The following is an 18485-nucleotide window of genomic DNA, read 5'->3' as shown; positions in this document are numbered from 1 at the left end:
TATGCAATACAAATGGCTATAGAGATAAACCCTGTTACTATGGCAATAATTTTTGGTCTACCGATATTCATTGATAATCATTTAAAAATTTCAAAAGTTCTTCAATATGAGATTCTTTCGTATTGTAGTTCCCCAGGACTAATCTTAAAAAATATTTTCCTTTAAATTTAGGTCTTGAAAGCATAAAATTATTTTTCATTAGTTCATTAACTTTATTTTGAGTCCAGAGATCGGAGTCTTTATGGGTAAGACCCTTTGGTAAGAATGAAACAATATGTAAAGGCCCTGAATATATTTCAAATTTATTTTTACTAATATTTCTCATGAAAAAGTTTTTTCTATTTATTGATGAATTTAATATATCTTCTATTCCTTTAATACCTAAAAAACGTAACCCAAGCCAAAGTTTTATAACCTCTGCGGGTCTAGAACCTTGTATGCCTATCTCCCCTCTGTTTATAATGTTTTCTTTAGATGATATGTATGGAAGTCCAGTAGAAAAGGTATTTTCTAAAGTACTCATATTTGAAACTAATAACAGAGAGGACGTCTTCGTTATGCCAATTATTTTTTGAGGATTTATTGTTATGGAATTAGCATGCTTAATATTTTTTAAACCCTCTATTGGAATAGAAGTTATGGCAAAAATACCTCCAATGGAGCCATCGACATGTAACCATATATTTCTTTCTTTGCATATTGCACTTATATCATAGATAGGATCAATTGCTCCTCTTACAGTTGTTCCTAGGGTCGCAACAACAGCAAATATTTTTTTATTTTCTATTGAACAATTATCTAATGTTTTTCTAAGATTTTGTATATCCATACAACCATTATTATCAGTTTTAATCCTTACGAGATTTTTTTCATTAAGACCCATTATTTTAGTGCATTTAATAAAGGAAGAATGAGCATCTTCACTTATAAGTAATACAGAATTAGGATCTGAACCTAATCCGGAAGTATGTCTAGCAGCAATAAGTGCATTCAAATTACTTAAAGTACCTCCGCTAGCTGCTATGCCTCCTGAAGAATCATTAAAACCTATTTTCTTAGCAAACCATTTGCATAATGATTCCTCAAGCAAAGTAACACTTGGAGATAACTCGTAAGCTAGAAGATTATTATTTAAACCAGCAGAAATTAGATCACCTAATATAGAGAAAATCAAAGGTGGGGGATCAAGGTGAGCTAGGGAACCCGGATGAACTGGATTAAAAGAATTGTTCATAAGGGATTCAATCTCAGAAAACAAATCTTCTACTGAATTGCCATCCTCCTCAGGCATGATGCACTTAAAATTTTCATCAAAAGGTAAAGGACCAGATATCTCGGATTTAGAGAACCAATTACAAAGAGTTTTAGTTGCTCTATTTAGAAGAATAATCAAGTTATCGTTAGTCCCTAAATAAGAGGGGAAGTAAATATCTTTTTTATTAATTAAATCTTCAGTCATCAGATAAGATATCTATTAATAAGTTTATTCTCAATATTATTAAATGAGGTATATTTTTGAAAATGAAAATAGTAATTGAGATCAAACAAACATAACAATGAAGTCAGAATACTCTAAATGGATGAATTCGATATTAAGAAGATCGGAAGAAATTGGAAAAGTTGAGTTACCTATCTCTTCAGTAATTTTAGATGAGAGAGGAAGATGTATTGGAAGAGGAGTTAACAGGAGAAATATAAACAAAGACCCTTTAGGTCATGCTGAAATAATGGCACTAAGGCAGGCATCCCTAATAAAAGATGATTGGAGATTTAATGAATGTATTATTATCACAAATTTAGAGCCATGTACCATGTGTGCTTCTGCACTTATTCAAGCACGGATGGGCAAAGTTGTTTTTGGCGCTTTCGATAGAAAAAGAGGCGGTTTGGGCGGTTCAATTGATTTATCAAAACATAAAAGTTCTCATCACAAAATGGAGATTATAGGAGGCATTCTAGAAGATAAATGTAGTGAAATCTTACACTTATGGTTTAAAAAGTTGAGGACTCAAAAATAGAATATTTCTTTAATTCAGTATCAAAAAGATTTAATAATCTGTCTACATTCTCTTCACTTGAATTAAAGCCCATTAATCCTATACGCCATACCTTACCAGATAATTCTCCAAGTCCATTGCCTATTTCTATTCCAAAGTTTCTTAAAAGATGATTTCTAAACCCATCTCCATCAACTGCTGGAGGAATCTTTACTGTTGTGAGAGTTGGCAATCGATAATCTTTTGAAACATGTAATTCCATGCCTAAACTTTCTAAGCCATTCCATAGTTTTTTTGCATTAGTATTATGCCTATTCCAAACATTCTCCAAACCCTCATTAGCAATTAATCGTAACCCTTCACGAATAGCAAAATTCATATTTACGGGGGCAGTATGATGGTAAACACGATCAGAACCCCAATATTTATTTAAAAGAGATAAATCTAAATACCAGTTAGGTACTTTTGTTTTTCTTGAACTTAGTTTTTCTTCAGCTCTCTTATTCATAGTAAAAGGGCTTAATCCTGGCGGGCAACTTAATCCCTTCTGACTACAACTATATGCTAAATCTATTTTCCATTCATCTATCAATAGTTCTAAAGCCCCAAGCGAGGTAACAGCATCAACTAAAAACAAACAATTATTTTTTCTACATATATCACCAATTCCATCAAGAGGTTGTAAAACACCACTAGATGTTTCAGCATGAACAATTGCAAAGATAGCAGGTTTTTTAGTCTCTATTTCATATTTAATTTCTTCATAAGAAAAAGCCTCACCCCATGGTTTTTCAATAACCGAAACGTCAGCTTTATATCTAGTTGACATATCAACTAGTCTGTCTCCAAAATATCCTTTTTTAGCAATTAGAATCTTTTCTCCCTCCTCTATAAAATTAGCGATGGAGGCTTCCATAGCAGCACTTCCTGTACCACTCATAGGAAGAGTAAGACGATTATTGCACTGCCAAGTATACCTTAGAAGTTGTTGAACATCAGACATCAATGAAATATATGCTTCATCTAAATGACCAATAGGATTAAGGGAAAGGGCGGTTAAAACCTCTGGATGTGCGTTGGAGGGACCAGGACCTAATAAAATTCTAGAGGGGACAAAAGTTTTGGAGAAATGAGATAAATTCTCTTCATTTAAAGTCGAAATAAGTTTTGCTTCTGTCAAAGCATTACATCAATTACTTTTAAATTAGACTAATTTCGCCACATAAGCGATATTTATTTAAAGAAATTCATTCAATTTAAATATTTAAGTAAACAATTCTTAAACTTATGACTTGAAACACTCAAAGAAGACATCTAGTCTTTAAAAAGGTTACGGTTGATACATAACAAGAATCATCTAGTTATTAATTTCATATAAGGTATCACAAAATTATGTCTAAGTCTCCACAAGATGTTTTAAGTCAAATTAAAGACGAAGGAATTGAACTAATCGATTTAAAATTCACAGACATTCATGGGAAATGGCAACATTTAACTCTTACATCAGACATGATTGAAGAGGATTCATTTACAGAAGGACTTGCATTTGATGGATCATCAATAAGAGGTTGGAAAGCAATTAATGCCTCTGATATGTCAATGGTTCCTGATGCAAGTACAGCATGGATCGATCCTTTTTACAAACATAAAACTTTAAGTATGATTTGCTCTATACAAGAGCCAAGAAGCGGGGAGCCTTATGATAGATGCCCAAGATCGTTAGCTCAAAAGGCATTAAAGTACTTAGAATCTACTGGGATAGCTGATACAGCCTTTTTTGGACCTGAACCAGAATTTTTCCTGTTTGATGATGTGAGATATGACTCAAAAGAGGGCTCTTGTTTTTATAGTGTTGATACTATTGAAGCTCCATGGAACACAGGGAGAATAGAAGAAGGAGGAAATTTAGGATATAAGATCCAATATAAAGAAGGTTATTTTCCTGTTTCGCCAAATGATACAGCACAAGATATTAGATCTGAAATGCTTCTTCTAATGGGTGAATTAGGTATCCCGACAGAAAAACATCACCATGAAGTTGCTGGTGCCGGCCAACACGAGCTTGGAATGAAATTTGATTCGTTAATAAATTCTGCCGATAACGTAATGACTTATAAATACGTTGTAAGAAATGTTGCAAAAAAATACGGCAAAACTGCAACTTTCATGCCTAAGCCTGTTTTTAACGATAATGGGACTGGAATGCACGTACACCAAAGTTTATGGAAGGGTGGACAGCCTCTATTTTTTGGTGAAGGTGCTTATGCAAATTTATCTCAAACAGCTAGATGGTACATAGGAGGTATACTTAAACATGCTCCCTCGTTCCTAGCATTTACTAATCCAACTACAAATAGTTATAAAAGATTAGTTCCAGGATTCGAAGCACCTGTAAATCTAGTTTATTCTGAGGGTAATAGATCTGCTGCAGTCAGAATTCCTCTAACTGGTCCAAGCCCAAAAGCTAAAAGATTAGAATTTAGATCAGGTGATGCACTCGCTAATCCATACTTAGCTTTCTCTGTAATGATGCTAGCTGGTATTGATGGAATCAAAAATCAAATAGATCCTGGTGACGGTGTAGATGTAGATTTATTCGAACTTCCATCTGAGGAACTTGCAAAAATTGATACCGTACCGTCATCTCTTAATGATTCACTTAATGCCTTGAAAGCAGACAAGGATTATTTATTAGCTGGTGGAGTATTTACTGAAGATTTTATTGATAACTTTATTGATATAAAATACGAAGAGGTACAACAATTAAGACAGAGGCCTCATCCACATGAATTCTTTATGTACTACGACGCATAAGTAAAAGAATTTATTATAAAAAAAAAACAATTTGAGAATTATCACAAAATATTCTCAAATTGTATTTTTTTTTGTTGGAATATATATATATATATCTAAAAATGGTTAGGGAATCTATTACGAAAATTGCATATAAAACACTGCAACAGAGCAAAAGCATAGCTGGATTTGCCCATAAACAAATCAGTTCACGGATAATGAATTTTATACTTCCCGATGAGAAGCTGGAAAATTTCGATCTCGATAAGGATCTTCTATCGCAAATCCAAAATTCCATGGATCTCTTAAGAGAAGAAGATTGGAATGACGCAGAAAAAAATATATATCCAAAAAAATTATTATTTGACGAGCCATGGCTTAGGTATTTGACTCAATATCCTAAAATTTGGCTAGATATGCCTAAAACCTGGAATAGAAGACGAAAAGAAAACTTTGATGATCTTCCAAAATCAATTGAAAAAGATAATTATCCTCAATATTACTTAAGAAACTTTCATCATCAAACAGATGGTTATTTGTCAGATTTTTCAGCCAGTATTTACGACTTACAAGTAGAGATACTTTTTAATGGAAGTGCTGACGCAATGAGGAGGAGAATAATAAAGCCAATAAAAGAAGGGCTAGAAAATTTTAGTGATAGAAAAAAAAGTTCTATAAGAATACTTGATGTGGCTACTGGTTCAGGAAGGACATTAAAACAATTAAGATTAGCATTCCCTAAAGAAAAAATCACAGGACTTGATTTGTCTGATTCATACTTAAAAGAGGCAAGTAGATATATTTCAGATTTAGATGGCGATTTAATTGAATTAATAAAAGGTAATGCTGAAGAATTACCTTTTGAAAATAATAGCTTTCAATGCATTTCTTGTGTATATTTATTTCATGAATTACCAAGAACAATAAGATCTAAAGTATTAAATGAATTTTATAGGGTTCTTGAGCCCGGTGGAATATTAGTATTAGCTGATTCGATTCAAATAAGTGATTCTCCAGACTTTACATCCATTATGGAAAATTTCTATAAAACTTTTCATGAGCCTTTCTATCGTGATTACATAAATGAGAATATAAATTCTACACTTGATGAAACAGGCTTTAAAAATGTGAAATCAAATTCCTTTTTTATGACCAAAGTATGGTCTGCTATAAAATAAATTAAAAATTCTATGAACTATTGGGATAAAGAAACTATTAAGCTTGTTCAAAGTCTTAATGGAAAGTTAAAAATTGATCATTCAAAATGGCATAAAGACAAAGGGAATAAATATAAAAGATCTGCAGAACTTATTTCAGCAGGGTTATGCCAATTAATTATTTCTTGTAATGAGAAAGATACCATTGAGTATATGGAAGAAAGTATTAAATGGTTAAAAGAAATTAATATCGATCAACCTTGCCCGAGTAAAAATCACCTTTTTAAAGCCAACTGAAGCCTATTACCTTTACTGTTCCATCTAATGTCATCAAAACATTCATTAATAATATACAAGCCGCGGCCATTTACACTATTTAGTTTTTTTGGCAATTTATAGTTTCTTTTTTTTCTTTCTAAACCATTGCCCTGGTCCTGTATTTGCCAGACACACCAGTTAGGAGTAATTATTCTTCTCACTCTAATACTTTTTGTGGGATCTAATTTATTTCCATGTTTTACTGCGTTAACAAGAGCTTCATGTAAGCCCAGTTTAATGAGATAGGTTGATTGTGATTTTTTTATTGGTTCCAATAATTTATCAACAAATTCATTTAATTGTAATGAAGATTCAAATTCGTAATTTGACCAGTTAATGCTTGGTCTCTTAAAGATTTTTAAAATATTTTTGCCCTGAAATAAGGACATAATAATATTTCAACACTAACTAAATTTTAACTTATTAAAGACCTCTATATCAAAGAATATTATTATGTCTTTCTGCTATAGCAGGATGTCTAAGGATTGAGTCCAAAAGTCTTACACCTCTTAGTTGATTTATTAAAGGCATATGTCCATCAGGAGCCTTCAATGACCAACAAAACGAATTGGGATATCTTGTCCATAAACCCTCTTTTTTCCAGCCTATTTTAGGCCATAATAATTCATATTTTTTTCCTACTGATTTTAAAATCTTTGCTTGAATTGAAAAGCCGAATCTACCAGTAGAATAAATAGTCCATAATCTATCAATTGTTTGTAGATCTTTACCTGACATATTCTTAACCTCACTGTAGAAAACATATCCACGTTTTTCAGCTAGTTTTCCAGCTAAATGACGAAGGAATGAACTTGTTAATCTATCAGCCGCTTCAAATTTTTGCTCAACTAACATCAATTGCAATTCATCATAATTAATATCAATATCTGAATAAGTATTAAACCAATTATTGAACTTATTATTTTCAAAGAAATCAGGTTTATATTTTTTTAAGACTTGCAATAACCAACCAGCAGCCCACTCATCTCCATCACTATCAAAGATTTCAAACAAGGTAGGCCCAAGTTTGAAAATATTATCGACTTCAGATTCTATTTTAGTTAATAAATTTATTCTTTTTCTTTGATTTGAGTCTACAAATTTATTAATAAGGTCTAATGTAGCATTAGTATTGTTATCTTGTTCTTTGATTGTCATTTTAAATAAATTAACCTAAAAATAAAAACTATCAATGTATTTCAAAAGAAAAGAGCTAGAGAAATTTAGAAGTTTTAAAGGACCACTTATAGATGTTAGGAGCCCGAGTGAATATTATAAAGGACATATGCCTAATTCTATTAACATTCCATTATTTGACAATGACGAGAGATCAATAATTGGGACAATTTATAAAAAAAAAGGTAGAGAAGAAGCCGTAATAGAGGGATTAAAATTTTTTGAAAAAAAAATTGAATCACTTCTTGATAATTTATTTAAGAATATTGACTCTAATAAAATTATTACAGAAAATAAAAATAATGAATTATCAATCAGAATATATTGTTCTAGAGGAGGAATGCGATCACAAAGTATTGCTTGGTTACTAGAAAAATATAAATTTAATCCAATTACTCTAAAAGGAGGATACAAGACATATAGAAGATGGATATTAGATAGTTTCTCAAAAAAGTGGGAAATTGTAATTATTGGAGGGAAAACAGGAACTGGAAAAACAAGGTTATTGTCATTACTAGAGAAATATAACTATCAAACTATAGATCTTGAAGGATTTGCTTGTCATAGAGGTAGTACATTTGGTGGTTTAGGGATGAATGACCAACCCTCCAACGAACAATTTGAAAATAGAATTGCTGAAAAATTATATTCCTTTAAAAGCATTAATAATATTTTTGTAGAAGCTGAAAGTGCAAATATTGGCAAATGCAAAATACCTCATGAATTCTTCAATCAGATGAAAACCTCAAGGAGAATTGAGATTTTAAGGAGCGAATCAAACAGGTTAGATGAGTTGATAGATACTTATAGTGTATTTAAGAAAGAAGAACTCAAAAATTCTGTACTAAGGATAAAAAAAAGATTAGGGCCGCACAGAACAAAAATAGCTCTTGATTCAATTGATTTGGAGAAATGGGACTTAGTTTGCAGATCAGTTTTGGATTATTATGATAGGTGTTATGAATATGAAAAGGTTAGCAAAGAAAATATAACGTTATTAGATTTAACCAACAAAAAATATGATGAAATGATCCTAGAGTTAATAAATAATGTTTTATAAAATATTTATAAACGAAAGTGAAAATTATTTCTTAAAATATAAAATTATAAATTGAACATTATGAAAGCAAATAAAACTGCAAAAATACAATTCTATGAAGGGACTGATGAACCAGTAGTTCCTGAGATAAGGCTTACTAGGAGTAAAGATGGTACTAATGGTCAAGCATTATTTTTGTTCGAGAGACCTCAGGCCTTATCTTCAATTACAGACGGTGAAATCACAGGTATGCGTATGATTGATACTGAAGGTGAGATATTAACGAGAGAAGTTAAAGTAAGATTTGTCGATGGTGAGCCCATATTTTTAGAAGCAGTTTATATTTGGAAGAACACTTTAGACTTCGATAGATTCATGAGATTTGCAAAAACTTATGCCAAATCAAATGGATTAGGATATTCTGAGAAGAAGTAGACTATTAACTAAATTGAGTAGTTCATCATATTTCAAGTTAGCAGTAATCTTATTAACATCTTTAATAATATGGACATTAAGAGATTTCCTACTTTTAATTATTTGCTCTTTAGTAATTTCAAATATTGTATGTAATTTATGTAATCAAATACAAAAAGGGGTGAAAATTCCCCGATCCCTATCTTTGTTTTTTGTATTAACAGTTATATCATTGATAGTTTTTACTATTTTTATTATTGTCTTGCCTCCGTTTGTAAAAGAATTCAATGAAATACTAGTTGATATTCCTAATGGTTTATCTAAAATAAATATCTTGCTTAATACACATCTGAACAAATTGAATAGCTTATTTTATGGTGAAGAATCAGACAATGTTATAGACATATTTAATCTAATAAATAATGTAGTTACCATTCCAGACGCAGCAACTATTGCTAAAGCTATTCAAGAAAGTTTTAAGAACTTAATTAATATAGCGGGGAATCTGGGATCAGGACTTTTAAAATTAATTTTCGTATTAGTAGTTAGTTTGATGATATCTATTGAACCAAAACAATATAAAGAAAATATACTTCTAATAATCCCTAAAAATTATCGTAATAAATCTAGAATTATTCTTGATAAATGCAATATTGCATTAGCAAACTGGACCTTTTCTATGGTCATAAGCTCATTATCAGTTGGTCTATTATCTTTAATAGTTTTATCGATATTAGATGTAAAATATGTTGTATCAAATGCTTTAATAGCAATGGTTTTAAATATAATTCCTAATATAGGTCCAGTTATTAGTGGTATATTTCCGATCTCAATTGCTCTACTAGATAATTTTTGGAAACCTCTAGCAGTATTAGGAGCATATGTAATCATTCAAAATATTGAAAGCTATATAATAATGCCTTCTATAATGAAGAAAAAAGCAAATTTTCTTCCTGGATTAACATTAATATCGCAATTTGGATTTACCTTCATTTTTGGTCCATTAGGATTAATCTTATCTCTGCCTTTAGCTGTAGTAATACAGGTTTTAATCAAAGAATCAATTAAAGATATTTAAAAAATTATTTATTTAATTTTTTTATATAAATATGGAAAGGAAAAAAGTATAAAGAAAGCTAAAGGATGTTTTGCGAAAGCAAAATACAATGCATTGAAAGTAAAATGATCAAATAATATTCTTAACTCAGTATAAATATCAATTAAAACTAAGGAAAATAAAAGTATTAAATAGTAATTCAATTTCATAAAGTTAAAGACATAAGCTTAATCTTTGAGTAAAAAAGATGGAGCCAATAAAATACTTGAATAACTTCCAACTATAATTCCTAATGATAAGGAAACAGAAAACCAGAATAATGAGTAAGAACCAAAGAAAATTAGAGTTAACAAAGGTATTAAAGTTGTAATACTTGTAAAAGTTGTTCTCCTAAATGATTCATTAACTGATAATTGAATAGTTTCGTTATAGCCTTCGTTATTTGATCTTAAATTCTCACGAATTCTGTCAAATATAACAACAGTATCATTTACAGAATAACCTGCAATAGTTAACAAGGACACCGCAAATAAACTATTGACCTCAACAGATAATATAATTCCTAACCAAGAGAAGATCCCGAAAACTATTAATAAATCATGAAATAAAGCTAATAATGCATATAAAGCATATTTTCTATCAAATCTAAGAGTTATATATAATGATATTGCAATTAAAGAGACTAACAAAGAAGTAACACAGTTAGTAAGTAATCTTTTCCCTAGTTTTGGACCAATTAATCTTGAATTTTTACTATCATAATTCACGGGGCCAATAATTTTCTCAAGATTAGTAAGTAACCTATTTGATTCTTCAATACTTAAATAAGGTGTTCTAATTGATACTAATTTATTATTATTTTGGAATTGTAATTTAATATTATTTAAAAAATTTTTATTTTTAGAAACTTCTCTTAAATTCTCTAAAACTGAATCAGGAGAAACATCAGAACATTCCTCTTCACATATTCTCTCTATTCTTAATTCATTACCACCAACAAAATCCATTCCTAGATTAATAGGTTTCTTATATGAAGTATTAAATGTAGAATATAAAATTCCTAAAAGACTCAACAAAATAAGAAATGCGGAGAAACAAGTTATCTTTCTTTTATTTTTTATTAGTTCAAGATTAAATAATTTCATGGAAAGATTAAAAATAAAAAGTTTAATTTGAAAAGTTGTTCCTAGGAAGGTAAAGATTTTTTTGTCTTAAAGATTGATATGTTGTAAAAAATCGCAAAATAGTTTTGGAACAATTTAATGATGTAAATAAGCTTATTAATACACCAATACCTAAAGTTGCAGCAAAACCCTTAACAAAATTCGTTCCTAATAAAAACAATACAAAACAACTTAAAAGAGTTGTAATGTGGCCATCAACTATTGATGAATTAGCTCTTTGAAAACCGCTATCAATAGATCTTATAAGAGTATTGCCATTATATAATTCTTCTCTTATTCTCTCAAATATTAGAATATTTGCATCAACGGCCATCCCAATACTAAGTATGAGTCCAGATATTCCAGGTAAAGTTAAAGTTACAGGGATTAAAGAATACAGAGCCAAGTTAAAGAAACCATAAAGTACTAAAGAGAGAACTGAAACAAAGCCTAAAATTCTATAATTGAAAATCATAAATATACCAACAAAAATTAATCCACTAACAGCTGCATAAAGACTTTTTAAAATATTCTTGGATCCAAGCAAAGCTCCAATAGTGTTAGTTTCTACTATTTCAATTGGCAAAGGCAATGAACCTCCTTTAAGTTGAACTTCTAATTCTCTAGCATTTTCAGCACTAAAGTTACCACTTATGGTTGCTGATCCACCTGTAATCCCAGTATTAGCGAACTGACTACCAACACTAGCTTCACTTATAGACTCGCCGTCAAGAATAATAGCTAATAGTTGATTAGTTCCCGCAATTGACTTTGTGATTTCAGCAAATTTATCACCTCCTGAATCACTAAAAGTTAATAAAACTTCCCAATTACTATTAGTTTGTTCTTGTCTCCTTCCTGCGTTAATAAGATCCTTGCCAGTTAAATCTGTCTTGATAAATAAATTTGCTATTTCTTTGTCAACATACTTTTTAATTTCAATTAATTTCCCATATAACTCTTTATTATTAGCAGAATAATTAATTTTTTGTTCAATATCCCTAAGACTATCCTGAATAATGTTTAATAAATTATCTCCATTTAGATTATTTTCTAAAGAGGAATATTCCTCAATTAATTTTTTAATGTTCAATCTCTGAAGTTGCAATTCTTTTAAATCTTGGGATGTCCCTACTTTTTGGGTTCTAAATTCTAATAAAGCAGTCTTACCTAAAACTCTTGAAGCGACTAATGGATTCTGCTCTCCAGGTAATTCTAAAATCAATTGATCTCCACCAAGGGTTTGCAGGTTAGATTCGGAAACACCTAAATTATTAACGCGTCTATCAATTACTGAATTAACCGCTTCAAGTTCATCCTTAGTTACCTTACCTTCCTCTTTAATAATTTGTAGTGTAAGTTGAGAACCTCCTTTTAAATCCAAGCCTAACTGTAGTGGATAATTTATTAATAAATAAACAGATAAAGTAAGTAGAAATATTATAAAAAAAAGCCAGCCTTGCCTTCTTTTCATTGACTATATACTCCCAGTAATTAAGTGTTCAACTTTTTCAACTATTTGATGTGGTTGGATTATTGTCAAATTTTCAAGATTTCCATTATACGGAGTCGGTATATCCTGACTGGAAAGCCTGATTGGTCTGGCATCTAGATCATCAAAACACTCTTCTGTTATCAAAGCAATCAATTCTGCACCAATACCTCCAGTCTTCATACATTCTTCAATAATAATTACTTTATTTGTTTTTCTTATTGATTTTGCAATGGTTTCCATATCAAATGGTTTTAAACTTATCAAATCGATTAACTCAGCATCTATTCCTTTTTTATCTAATTCTTCAAGAGCTTTAAGGCAGTGATGTCTCATTCTTGAATAAGTTAATAAAGTAACATCTTTACCCTCTTTTACGACGTCAGCCTGATCTAAAGCGCAGGTATAGTCACCCTCAGGTAATTCTTCAGACAAGTTGTAGAGAAGTACATGTTCGAAAAACAAAACCGGATTATCATCTCTTATCGCTGCTTTCATTAGACCTTTAGCATTTGTCGGAGTACTGCATGCCACAATTTTTATTCCAGGAACTGCATGAAAATATGCCTCAAGTCTTTGACTATGTTCAGCACCAAGTTGTCGACCAACTCCTCCCGGACCGCGAACTACAGCAGGAATCTTATAATTTCCTCCACTTGTATATCTAAGCATTCCCATATTATTCGATATCTGATTAAATGCTAAAAGCAAAAAACCCATATTCATGCCTTCTACTATTGGTCTTAGACCAGTCATAGCTGCACCTACAGCCATACCGGTAAAACTATTCTCTGCAATTGGAGTATCTAATACTCGTAATTCACCATATTTTTCATATAAATCCTTAGTTACCTTATAAGAACCTCCATATTGACCAACATCTTCGCCCATTACGCAAACATTAACATCATTTGCCATTTCTTCGTCAATTGCCTCTTTCAAAGCATTAAACAATAATGTTCCAGCCACAATTAATTTCCTTATTAATCACATAAATAATCTTACCATTTTGATTAATTTATCCTCCTTCTGCAAAGGTTATAAGTAGTAATATTGACAAAATCATTCCTGGTGAGAGTAAAAGAATTAAAATACCTAGATCATGTAAAGACATTCAAAGAAAGTGTTTTTTTTATATTATTTCTAGTTCAACTTTTCTTCATAAAAAAACTGCGAATAAATACAATAAAAAGTCCAAAGCCTATAAAAGCGAAAGAAAAAGTCAGTAAAAAAGACAATCCAATTATTAAGGTATTAATACTAGAAGAAATATTCTGGACTATTTCAGAAGAATTAGATGGTTTATGCATTGAAAAATAAATTGCAATTTTATTACTTAAAAAATAAAAAAATATAAATAATAAAAAACTGGTTAATGATCCTGCAATAAAATTTAATGGTCCTTTTTCGGGAATATTTTTTTCAATATTCTCTTTACTATTATCAGCCACAATAAAATTTTGTATAAAAAAAATTTAAATGAATGTTATTCCCTTTTCAAGGAAAGTGCAAACCCATGAATCGTAACCTTTATCTTTAAATAATTTATAATTTGCAGTTAATTCTTTTTTAGCAGTCTCTACATCTTTAAAGAGTGCAAAGCATGTAGGTCCAGATCCACTCATTGAAAATGTCAGACAATTCTCTAATTTAGAAAGTAAATATAATGCCTGCTTTACAGAATCATTGTCATTTTCAACAACTAACTGTAAATCATTTTTTATAGTTAAATGTTCATTATCAAAATTTAAGTTATTTAAACCATTATCTCTTAAATTTTTTCTTATGTTCTCAATCATTGCTCTATTAGTAAGATATTGATCACAAAATCTATTACTATATTTTTTATAAGTTTCAGCAGTAGATACTGATACATTTGGATTTTTTAAAAGAATTACTCCATATTCAAAGTTTGAATCTAATTTCTCCAAAATTTCGCCTCTTCCAAAACATAATTGAATACCACCATTTATAAAAAAAGGAATATCAGATCCTAAAGTTGATGCTAATGAACATAATGTTTCTTGATCTAAGTTCAAATCCCATAACTTATTAAGACCAATTAATGTTGCTGCTGCATTACTGGATCCACCAGCTAATCCTGCACCAATTGGAATATTTTTTCTTAAAAATATATTCGCACCGAAATCTATATTTGATTTTTTCCTTAATAGATTTGCCGATTTAACAATTAAGTTATCACTAGATAAGCTTAAATCATTACAATCAGATTCAAGTTTAATTAAATCTTCATTATTAATTTCAAATTCTAAATAATCAGAAAGATCAATATTTTGCATAATCATTGCTAACTCATGGAATCCATCCTCTCTTTTACCGATAACTTCAAGGTGCAAATTTATTTTGGCAGGAGATTTTATAATAATTTTCGTTTTAGCTAAATCTTGCATATACTTAAATTTTTATTTTTTAATTTTAATACAATTTTCTGCAAGCTTAATCCATTGATGAATTGAAATATCTTGTGGTCTTAAATTAAAACAAACTTTTGAAGATTCAGATAATTCATTTATATCTTCATTTGAAAGTATTGAATTAAGAGTATTTCTAAGCATTTTTCTTCTTGAATTAAATGAAATTCGAAGAAGTTTATCTATATATTTTTCTAGACTAATGTCTAATCTTAGATCATTTTTAATTGGTTCGAAAACTACTAAAGAAGAAAAAACTTTTGGAGGCGGCCTAAATGATGAAGGCGGTACATCACAAATTCTTTTTATTTTTGATAAGAGTTGCATTCTTATACTAAGCGCACCAGCATTAGGACTACCTTCTTTTGACAAAATCCTATCTACAACGTCTTTCTGCATTAAAAAAATTATTTTTTCGTAATTATAGTTTCTTATAATGCCCAATCGCCCTATAAAAATATCCAATATTGGGCCAGTTATATTGTAAGGAATATTTGCAATCACTTTTGTAATCTTCTTATTAATCGAATCTAAATTTACAGAAAGAATATCTCCCTGCTGAAGTGAAAACTTATCATTATTATTGAATTTATCATTTAATAAATTTATTAAATCTTTATCTAATTCAATCGCATGTAATTTTTTAATTTCTGAATCTAATAACTTAGAGGTTAAAGCTCCTTTACCTGGACCAATTTCTAAAATAAAGTCATTTTCATTAAGAACAGCAATTTCTTTAATTTTTTCTAGTATTTTTTTATTTACTAACCAGTGTTGTCCAAATCTTTTTTTTTGATGATAGTTTTTAGAATTCATCTAAAAGATAAATAATATGTTTAAATTAAGTATGAATTTATTTAATACTTTATATCATGAGCTTATCAAAAAAGAATTTAGATAAACTCAATAAATTTAAAAAAAATAAAAATTTAAATAACGAAAGTAAAAATATAAGTAATTACACAAATATACCTAACAATGATAATTTAATCCCCAATCCACTTAATTCAGAAGATCCCAATAAAATTTTTTATTCATTAATTGATAATTCAGAATCTTTAGAAGAGACTTCTAACGTTAATAATTCACTAAGAAAAAGTGAGCTAAATCAAATTAATATGAATTCTAGAAAAGCTAATTTTTCTAAGAAATTAACAACAGAAGAAGAACTTTATGATCAATTTAATTATCTTCTTGATGAATAATTAAATTTAATATTTACTTATGCTTCAGAGTAATAGATTAGCAATTTATGCTATAGGCAAAATAAAGAAAATTTGGATTAGAGATGGAATTAATCAATACAAAAAAAGAATGCCTGAACTTATCATTAATGAGTTAAAGACTTTTAATATAAATAATCTTAGATCTAATAATAATATTATTATCTGTCTAAGCGAAGAAGGCAAGCAGTTTAATTCAGTTGAACTATGTTCTTTACTCTTAAATTTTAAAAATAAAAAGATTAATTTCTTAATCGGTGATACTGATGGAATTACTTTCGATATAAAAGAAAAATCAGATCTTATACTAAGTCTTTCTCCTTTAACTTTTCCTCATGAATTAGCTAGATTAATCCTAATCGAGCAAATTTATAGAGCTATTTCTATATCCAACAACTCTCCTTACCATCGCTCTTAAAAAGATTAGATTTAATCTAAAATTAATCTATAAAAGTTCAATAACCAACCATTTGTTAAATTAATAGTATATAGTACATATATACTATTAATTTAAGTCTTGGATTTTTTTGATTCAGTTACTAAAAAGTTTAAAATCCCTTTGTTAACTGATTCGGTATCAGCAGGATTTCCTTCTCCTGCAGATGACTATACAGAAGAAAATATTGATTTAAACGAACACTTAATATCTAATCCCTTTAGCACTTTTTTTCTTAGAGTTAAAGGTGACTCAATGATAAATGCAGGAATTAAAGATAAAGATTTAATAATAGTAGACAAGAGTTTAGCCGCCAGGCCAGGGAATATTATCATTGCAATGATAGACGGGGAATTTACGATAAAAAGATTATCTATAAAAAATAATGAATTATATTTAAAAGCAGAAAATCATAATTATCCTGATTTTAGATTTAAAAACCATATTGATGTACAGATATGGGGGGTTGTTATTTATTCAATACATAGCTATTTATGAGAATTTCAAGTATTGATGCGATAGCTCTTATAGATGCTAATAATTTTTACGCGTCATGTGAACAAAATATTAATCCTCATTTAAGAAATAAACCAGTAGTAATTTTATCTAATAATGACGGATGTATCATTGCAAGAAGTCCTGAAGCGCGAGCTTTAAAAATTAAAATGGGAACTCCGTATTTTAAGGTCAAAGGAAGGTTAAATCAATTAGATGTAGCAGTCTTAAGCTCAAACTACTCGCTTTACGGCGATATGAGCAAAAGACTAATGAATTTACTAAAAAACTACTGTGAACGGATAGAAGTCTATTCTATTGACGAAGCATTTGTCTCGATTTCCAGACCTAATGATAAAAGTCTATATCCTTGGGCAAGAAGCATAAGATCATTAATATATCAAAATCTAGGGATTACCATAACAATAGGAATAGGAGAAAATAAAGTAAGAGCAAAAATTGCTAATAAATTAGCTAAAAATATTGATTATTCAGCTGGGATCTTTGATTTAGCTAGAACCGGAAATGAGAATAATTATTTGAAAAGAATTAGTATAGATAAGATATGGGGAGTCGGAAAACAAACCTCTAATTGGTTAAAAAGTAAAGGTATTAAAAATGCGAGAGAACTAAGAGATATGGAAGAAAATGAACTTATTAAGAAATTAGGCATTATAGGGAAAAGATTGCAATTAGAACTGAAAGGTCATAGATGTTTGCCTATAGCAAAAAACAAGAACTCAAAAAAAGAAATTCAAGTGAGCAGAAGTTTCGGTACTCCTATCACAAAATTAGAAGACTTAACTCAAGCACTGGCAACTCACGCAATAAAAGCGTCTGAAAAAATGAGAAGTCAGAATTTGCAATCATCTGATATTAGAGTATTTGCCAGAACCAGTAAATATTCAAGTCAACATTATCAAATAAGTGCTCATAGAAAACTTACAAATCCAACAGATGACACGAATAATATTTTAAAAATAGTAGTTGAATTATCTAAAGAAATTTATAATCCCGAATATAAATTCTCAAAGGCTGGTGTTTTAATGCAAGATTTAAAAAATAACGAATATTTGCAGCAATCAGTTATCGATTACAACTCTCAGAAAGACTTGAAAAAATCAACAAATCTTATGAGAACGATTGATTTATTAAATAAAAGATTTAATAATAAGGCAATTACATGGGCTATTACAAAAAATCCACGAAATTGGACTATGAATAAAAATTTCTTAAGTCGTTCATCTACAACTGATATAGAACGAATCCCAACTATAATGAAGTAAATAAAAC

Annotated in this window: 21 protein-coding genes; 11 read left to right on the top strand and 10 right to left on the bottom strand. The window is 29.6% G+C overall.

The window, feature by feature from the left end:
* Positions 1-67 precede the first annotated feature (67 nt).
* Entirely contained in the window at positions 68-1459 is a 1392-nt protein-coding gene (locus HA143_RS04750; RefSeq protein ID WP_209083572.1) for a pyridoxal phosphate-dependent decarboxylase family protein, read from the bottom strand.
* Between the two features lie 97 nt (positions 1460-1556).
* Between HA143_RS04750 and HA143_RS04745 the strand changes: the two genes are divergently transcribed.
* Positions 1557-2018 carry a nucleoside deaminase gene (locus HA143_RS04745; RefSeq protein ID WP_209083565.1) on the top strand — a complete coding sequence of 154 codons (462 nt, stop codon included), beginning with the start codon at positions 1557-1559 and terminating at the stop codon, positions 2016-2018.
* Here HA143_RS04745 and HA143_RS04740 read toward each other — a convergent pair.
* Positions 1993-3177, bottom strand: a complete 1185-nt coding sequence (locus HA143_RS04740; protein ID WP_209083563.1) for a pyridoxal-phosphate-dependent aminotransferase family protein — start codon at positions 3175-3177, stop codon at positions 1993-1995. The two genes, HA143_RS04745 and HA143_RS04740, sit on opposite strands and share 26 nt — an antisense overlap.
* A 212-nt stretch (positions 3178-3389) precedes the next feature.
* Between HA143_RS04740 and glnA the strand changes: the two genes are divergently transcribed.
* The 3 genes from glnA (at position 3390) to HA143_RS04725 (ending at position 6244) form a co-directional block, all read left to right on the top strand.
* Positions 3390-4811, top strand: a complete 1422-nt coding sequence (gene glnA / locus HA143_RS04735) for a type I glutamate--ammonia ligase (RefSeq protein WP_209083561.1) — start codon at positions 3390-3392, stop codon at positions 4809-4811.
* Positions 4812-4912: 101 nt separating this feature from the next.
* The gene (locus HA143_RS04730; protein WP_209083547.1) at positions 4913-5968 is read left to right on the top strand and encodes a class I SAM-dependent methyltransferase; all 1056 of its coding nucleotides are present in this window, start codon (positions 4913-4915) and stop codon (positions 5966-5968) included.
* A gap of 12 nt (positions 5969-5980) precedes the next feature.
* The gene (locus HA143_RS04725) at positions 5981-6244 is read left to right on the top strand and encodes a DUF6439 family protein (RefSeq protein ID WP_209083545.1); all 264 of its coding nucleotides are present in this window, start codon (positions 5981-5983) and stop codon (positions 6242-6244) included.
* Here the strand turns inward: HA143_RS04725 and HA143_RS04720 are convergent.
* Together HA143_RS04720 and HA143_RS04715 are read right to left on the bottom strand one after the other, a co-directional pair.
* Positions 6223-6654 (bottom strand): ATP-binding protein, encoded by a 432-nt coding sequence (locus HA143_RS04720; RefSeq protein WP_209083543.1) that lies wholly within the window; start codon positions 6652-6654, stop codon positions 6223-6225. The two genes, HA143_RS04725 and HA143_RS04720, sit on opposite strands and share 22 nt — an antisense overlap.
* A 49-nt stretch (positions 6655-6703) precedes the next feature.
* On the bottom strand, positions 6704-7423 hold the full coding sequence (locus tag HA143_RS04715) for a GUN4 domain-containing protein (RefSeq protein WP_209083535.1): 720 nt from the start codon (positions 7421-7423) through the stop codon (positions 6704-6706).
* Positions 7424-7457: 34 nt separating this feature from the next.
* On the opposite strand from HA143_RS04715, the gene mnmH reads away from it, so the two are divergent.
* From mnmH to HA143_RS04700, 3 genes are read left to right on the top strand one after another with little or no spacing between them, the layout of a single operon-like run.
* Positions 7458-8501 carry a tRNA 2-selenouridine(34) synthase MnmH gene (mnmH, locus tag HA143_RS04710; protein ID WP_209083533.1) on the top strand — a complete coding sequence of 348 codons (1044 nt, stop codon included), beginning with the start codon at positions 7458-7460 and terminating at the stop codon, positions 8499-8501.
* Positions 8502-8561: 60 nt separating this feature from the next.
* Positions 8562-8915, top strand: coding sequence for a photosystem II reaction center protein Psb28 (gene psb28 / locus HA143_RS04705; protein ID WP_209083531.1), 354 nt, complete (start codon positions 8562-8564; stop codon positions 8913-8915).
* A 13-nt stretch (positions 8916-8928) separates the two neighbouring features.
* Entirely contained in the window at positions 8929-9972 is a 1044-nt protein-coding gene (locus tag HA143_RS04700; RefSeq protein ID WP_209083529.1) for an AI-2E family transporter, read from the top strand.
* A 206-nt stretch (positions 9973-10178) separates the two neighbouring features.
* Here HA143_RS04700 and secF read toward each other — a convergent pair whose 3' ends face one another.
* The 6 genes from secF to rsmA all read right to left on the bottom strand — a co-directional run bounded on the left by secF (position 10179) and on the right by rsmA (position 15854).
* Positions 10179-11096: a protein translocase subunit SecF gene (gene secF, locus HA143_RS04695; protein ID WP_209083527.1), complete on the bottom strand. Its 918-nt coding sequence runs from the start codon at positions 11094-11096 to the stop codon at positions 10179-10181.
* A gap of 22 nt (positions 11097-11118) precedes the next feature.
* A complete protein-coding gene (secD, locus tag HA143_RS04690) occupies positions 11119-12588 on the bottom strand; it encodes a protein translocase subunit SecD (protein ID WP_209083525.1) in 1470 nt (489 codons plus the stop codon).
* A 3-nt stretch (positions 12589-12591) separates the two neighbouring features.
* On the bottom strand, positions 12592-13575 hold the full coding sequence (locus HA143_RS04685; RefSeq protein WP_209083523.1) for a pyruvate dehydrogenase complex E1 component subunit beta: 984 nt from the start codon (positions 13573-13575) through the stop codon (positions 12592-12594).
* Between the two features lie 179 nt (positions 13576-13754).
* The gene (locus HA143_RS04680) at positions 13755-14057 is read right to left on the bottom strand and encodes a DUF3082 domain-containing protein (protein ID WP_209083521.1); all 303 of its coding nucleotides are present in this window, start codon (positions 14055-14057) and stop codon (positions 13755-13757) included.
* 24 nt (positions 14058-14081) lie between these two features.
* Positions 14082-15017, bottom strand: coding sequence for a 4-(cytidine 5'-diphospho)-2-C-methyl-D-erythritol kinase (gene ispE / locus HA143_RS04675; protein WP_209083519.1), 936 nt, complete (start codon positions 15015-15017; stop codon positions 14082-14084).
* Between the two features lie 12 nt (positions 15018-15029).
* Positions 15030-15854: a 16S rRNA (adenine(1518)-N(6)/adenine(1519)-N(6))-dimethyltransferase RsmA gene (gene rsmA, locus HA143_RS04670; protein WP_209083517.1), complete on the bottom strand. Its 825-nt coding sequence runs from the start codon at positions 15852-15854 to the stop codon at positions 15030-15032.
* Positions 15855-15910: 56 nt separating this feature from the next.
* On the opposite strand from rsmA, the gene HA143_RS04665 reads away from it, so the two are divergent.
* The 4 genes from HA143_RS04665 (at position 15911) to HA143_RS04650 (ending at position 18478) form a co-directional block, all read left to right on the top strand.
* Positions 15911-16243 carry a hypothetical protein gene (locus HA143_RS04665; protein WP_209083515.1) on the top strand — a complete coding sequence of 111 codons (333 nt, stop codon included), beginning with the start codon at positions 15911-15913 and terminating at the stop codon, positions 16241-16243.
* A gap of 19 nt (positions 16244-16262) precedes the next feature.
* Positions 16263-16679, top strand: coding sequence for a 23S rRNA (pseudouridine(1915)-N(3))-methyltransferase RlmH (locus HA143_RS04660; RefSeq protein WP_209083501.1), 417 nt, complete (start codon positions 16263-16265; stop codon positions 16677-16679).
* Between the two features lie 99 nt (positions 16680-16778).
* Positions 16779-17195 carry a LexA family protein gene (locus HA143_RS04655; protein ID WP_209083498.1) on the top strand — a complete coding sequence of 139 codons (417 nt, stop codon included), beginning with the start codon at positions 16779-16781 and terminating at the stop codon, positions 17193-17195.
* Positions 17192-18478: a Y-family DNA polymerase gene (locus tag HA143_RS04650; RefSeq protein ID WP_209083496.1), complete on the top strand. Its 1287-nt coding sequence runs from the start codon at positions 17192-17194 to the stop codon at positions 18476-18478. Before HA143_RS04655 ends, HA143_RS04650 begins: the two co-directional genes overlap by 4 nt.
* Positions 18479-18485: the final 7 nt, after the last annotated feature.

Origin of the sequence: Prochlorococcus marinus CUG1415 (genome assembly GCF_017696015.1) — a bacterium.
GTDB lineage: Bacteria > Cyanobacteriota > Cyanobacteriia > PCC-6307 > Cyanobiaceae > Prochlorococcus_A > Prochlorococcus_A marinus_AE.
This window is presented reverse-complemented; position numbering and strand designations above follow the sequence as displayed.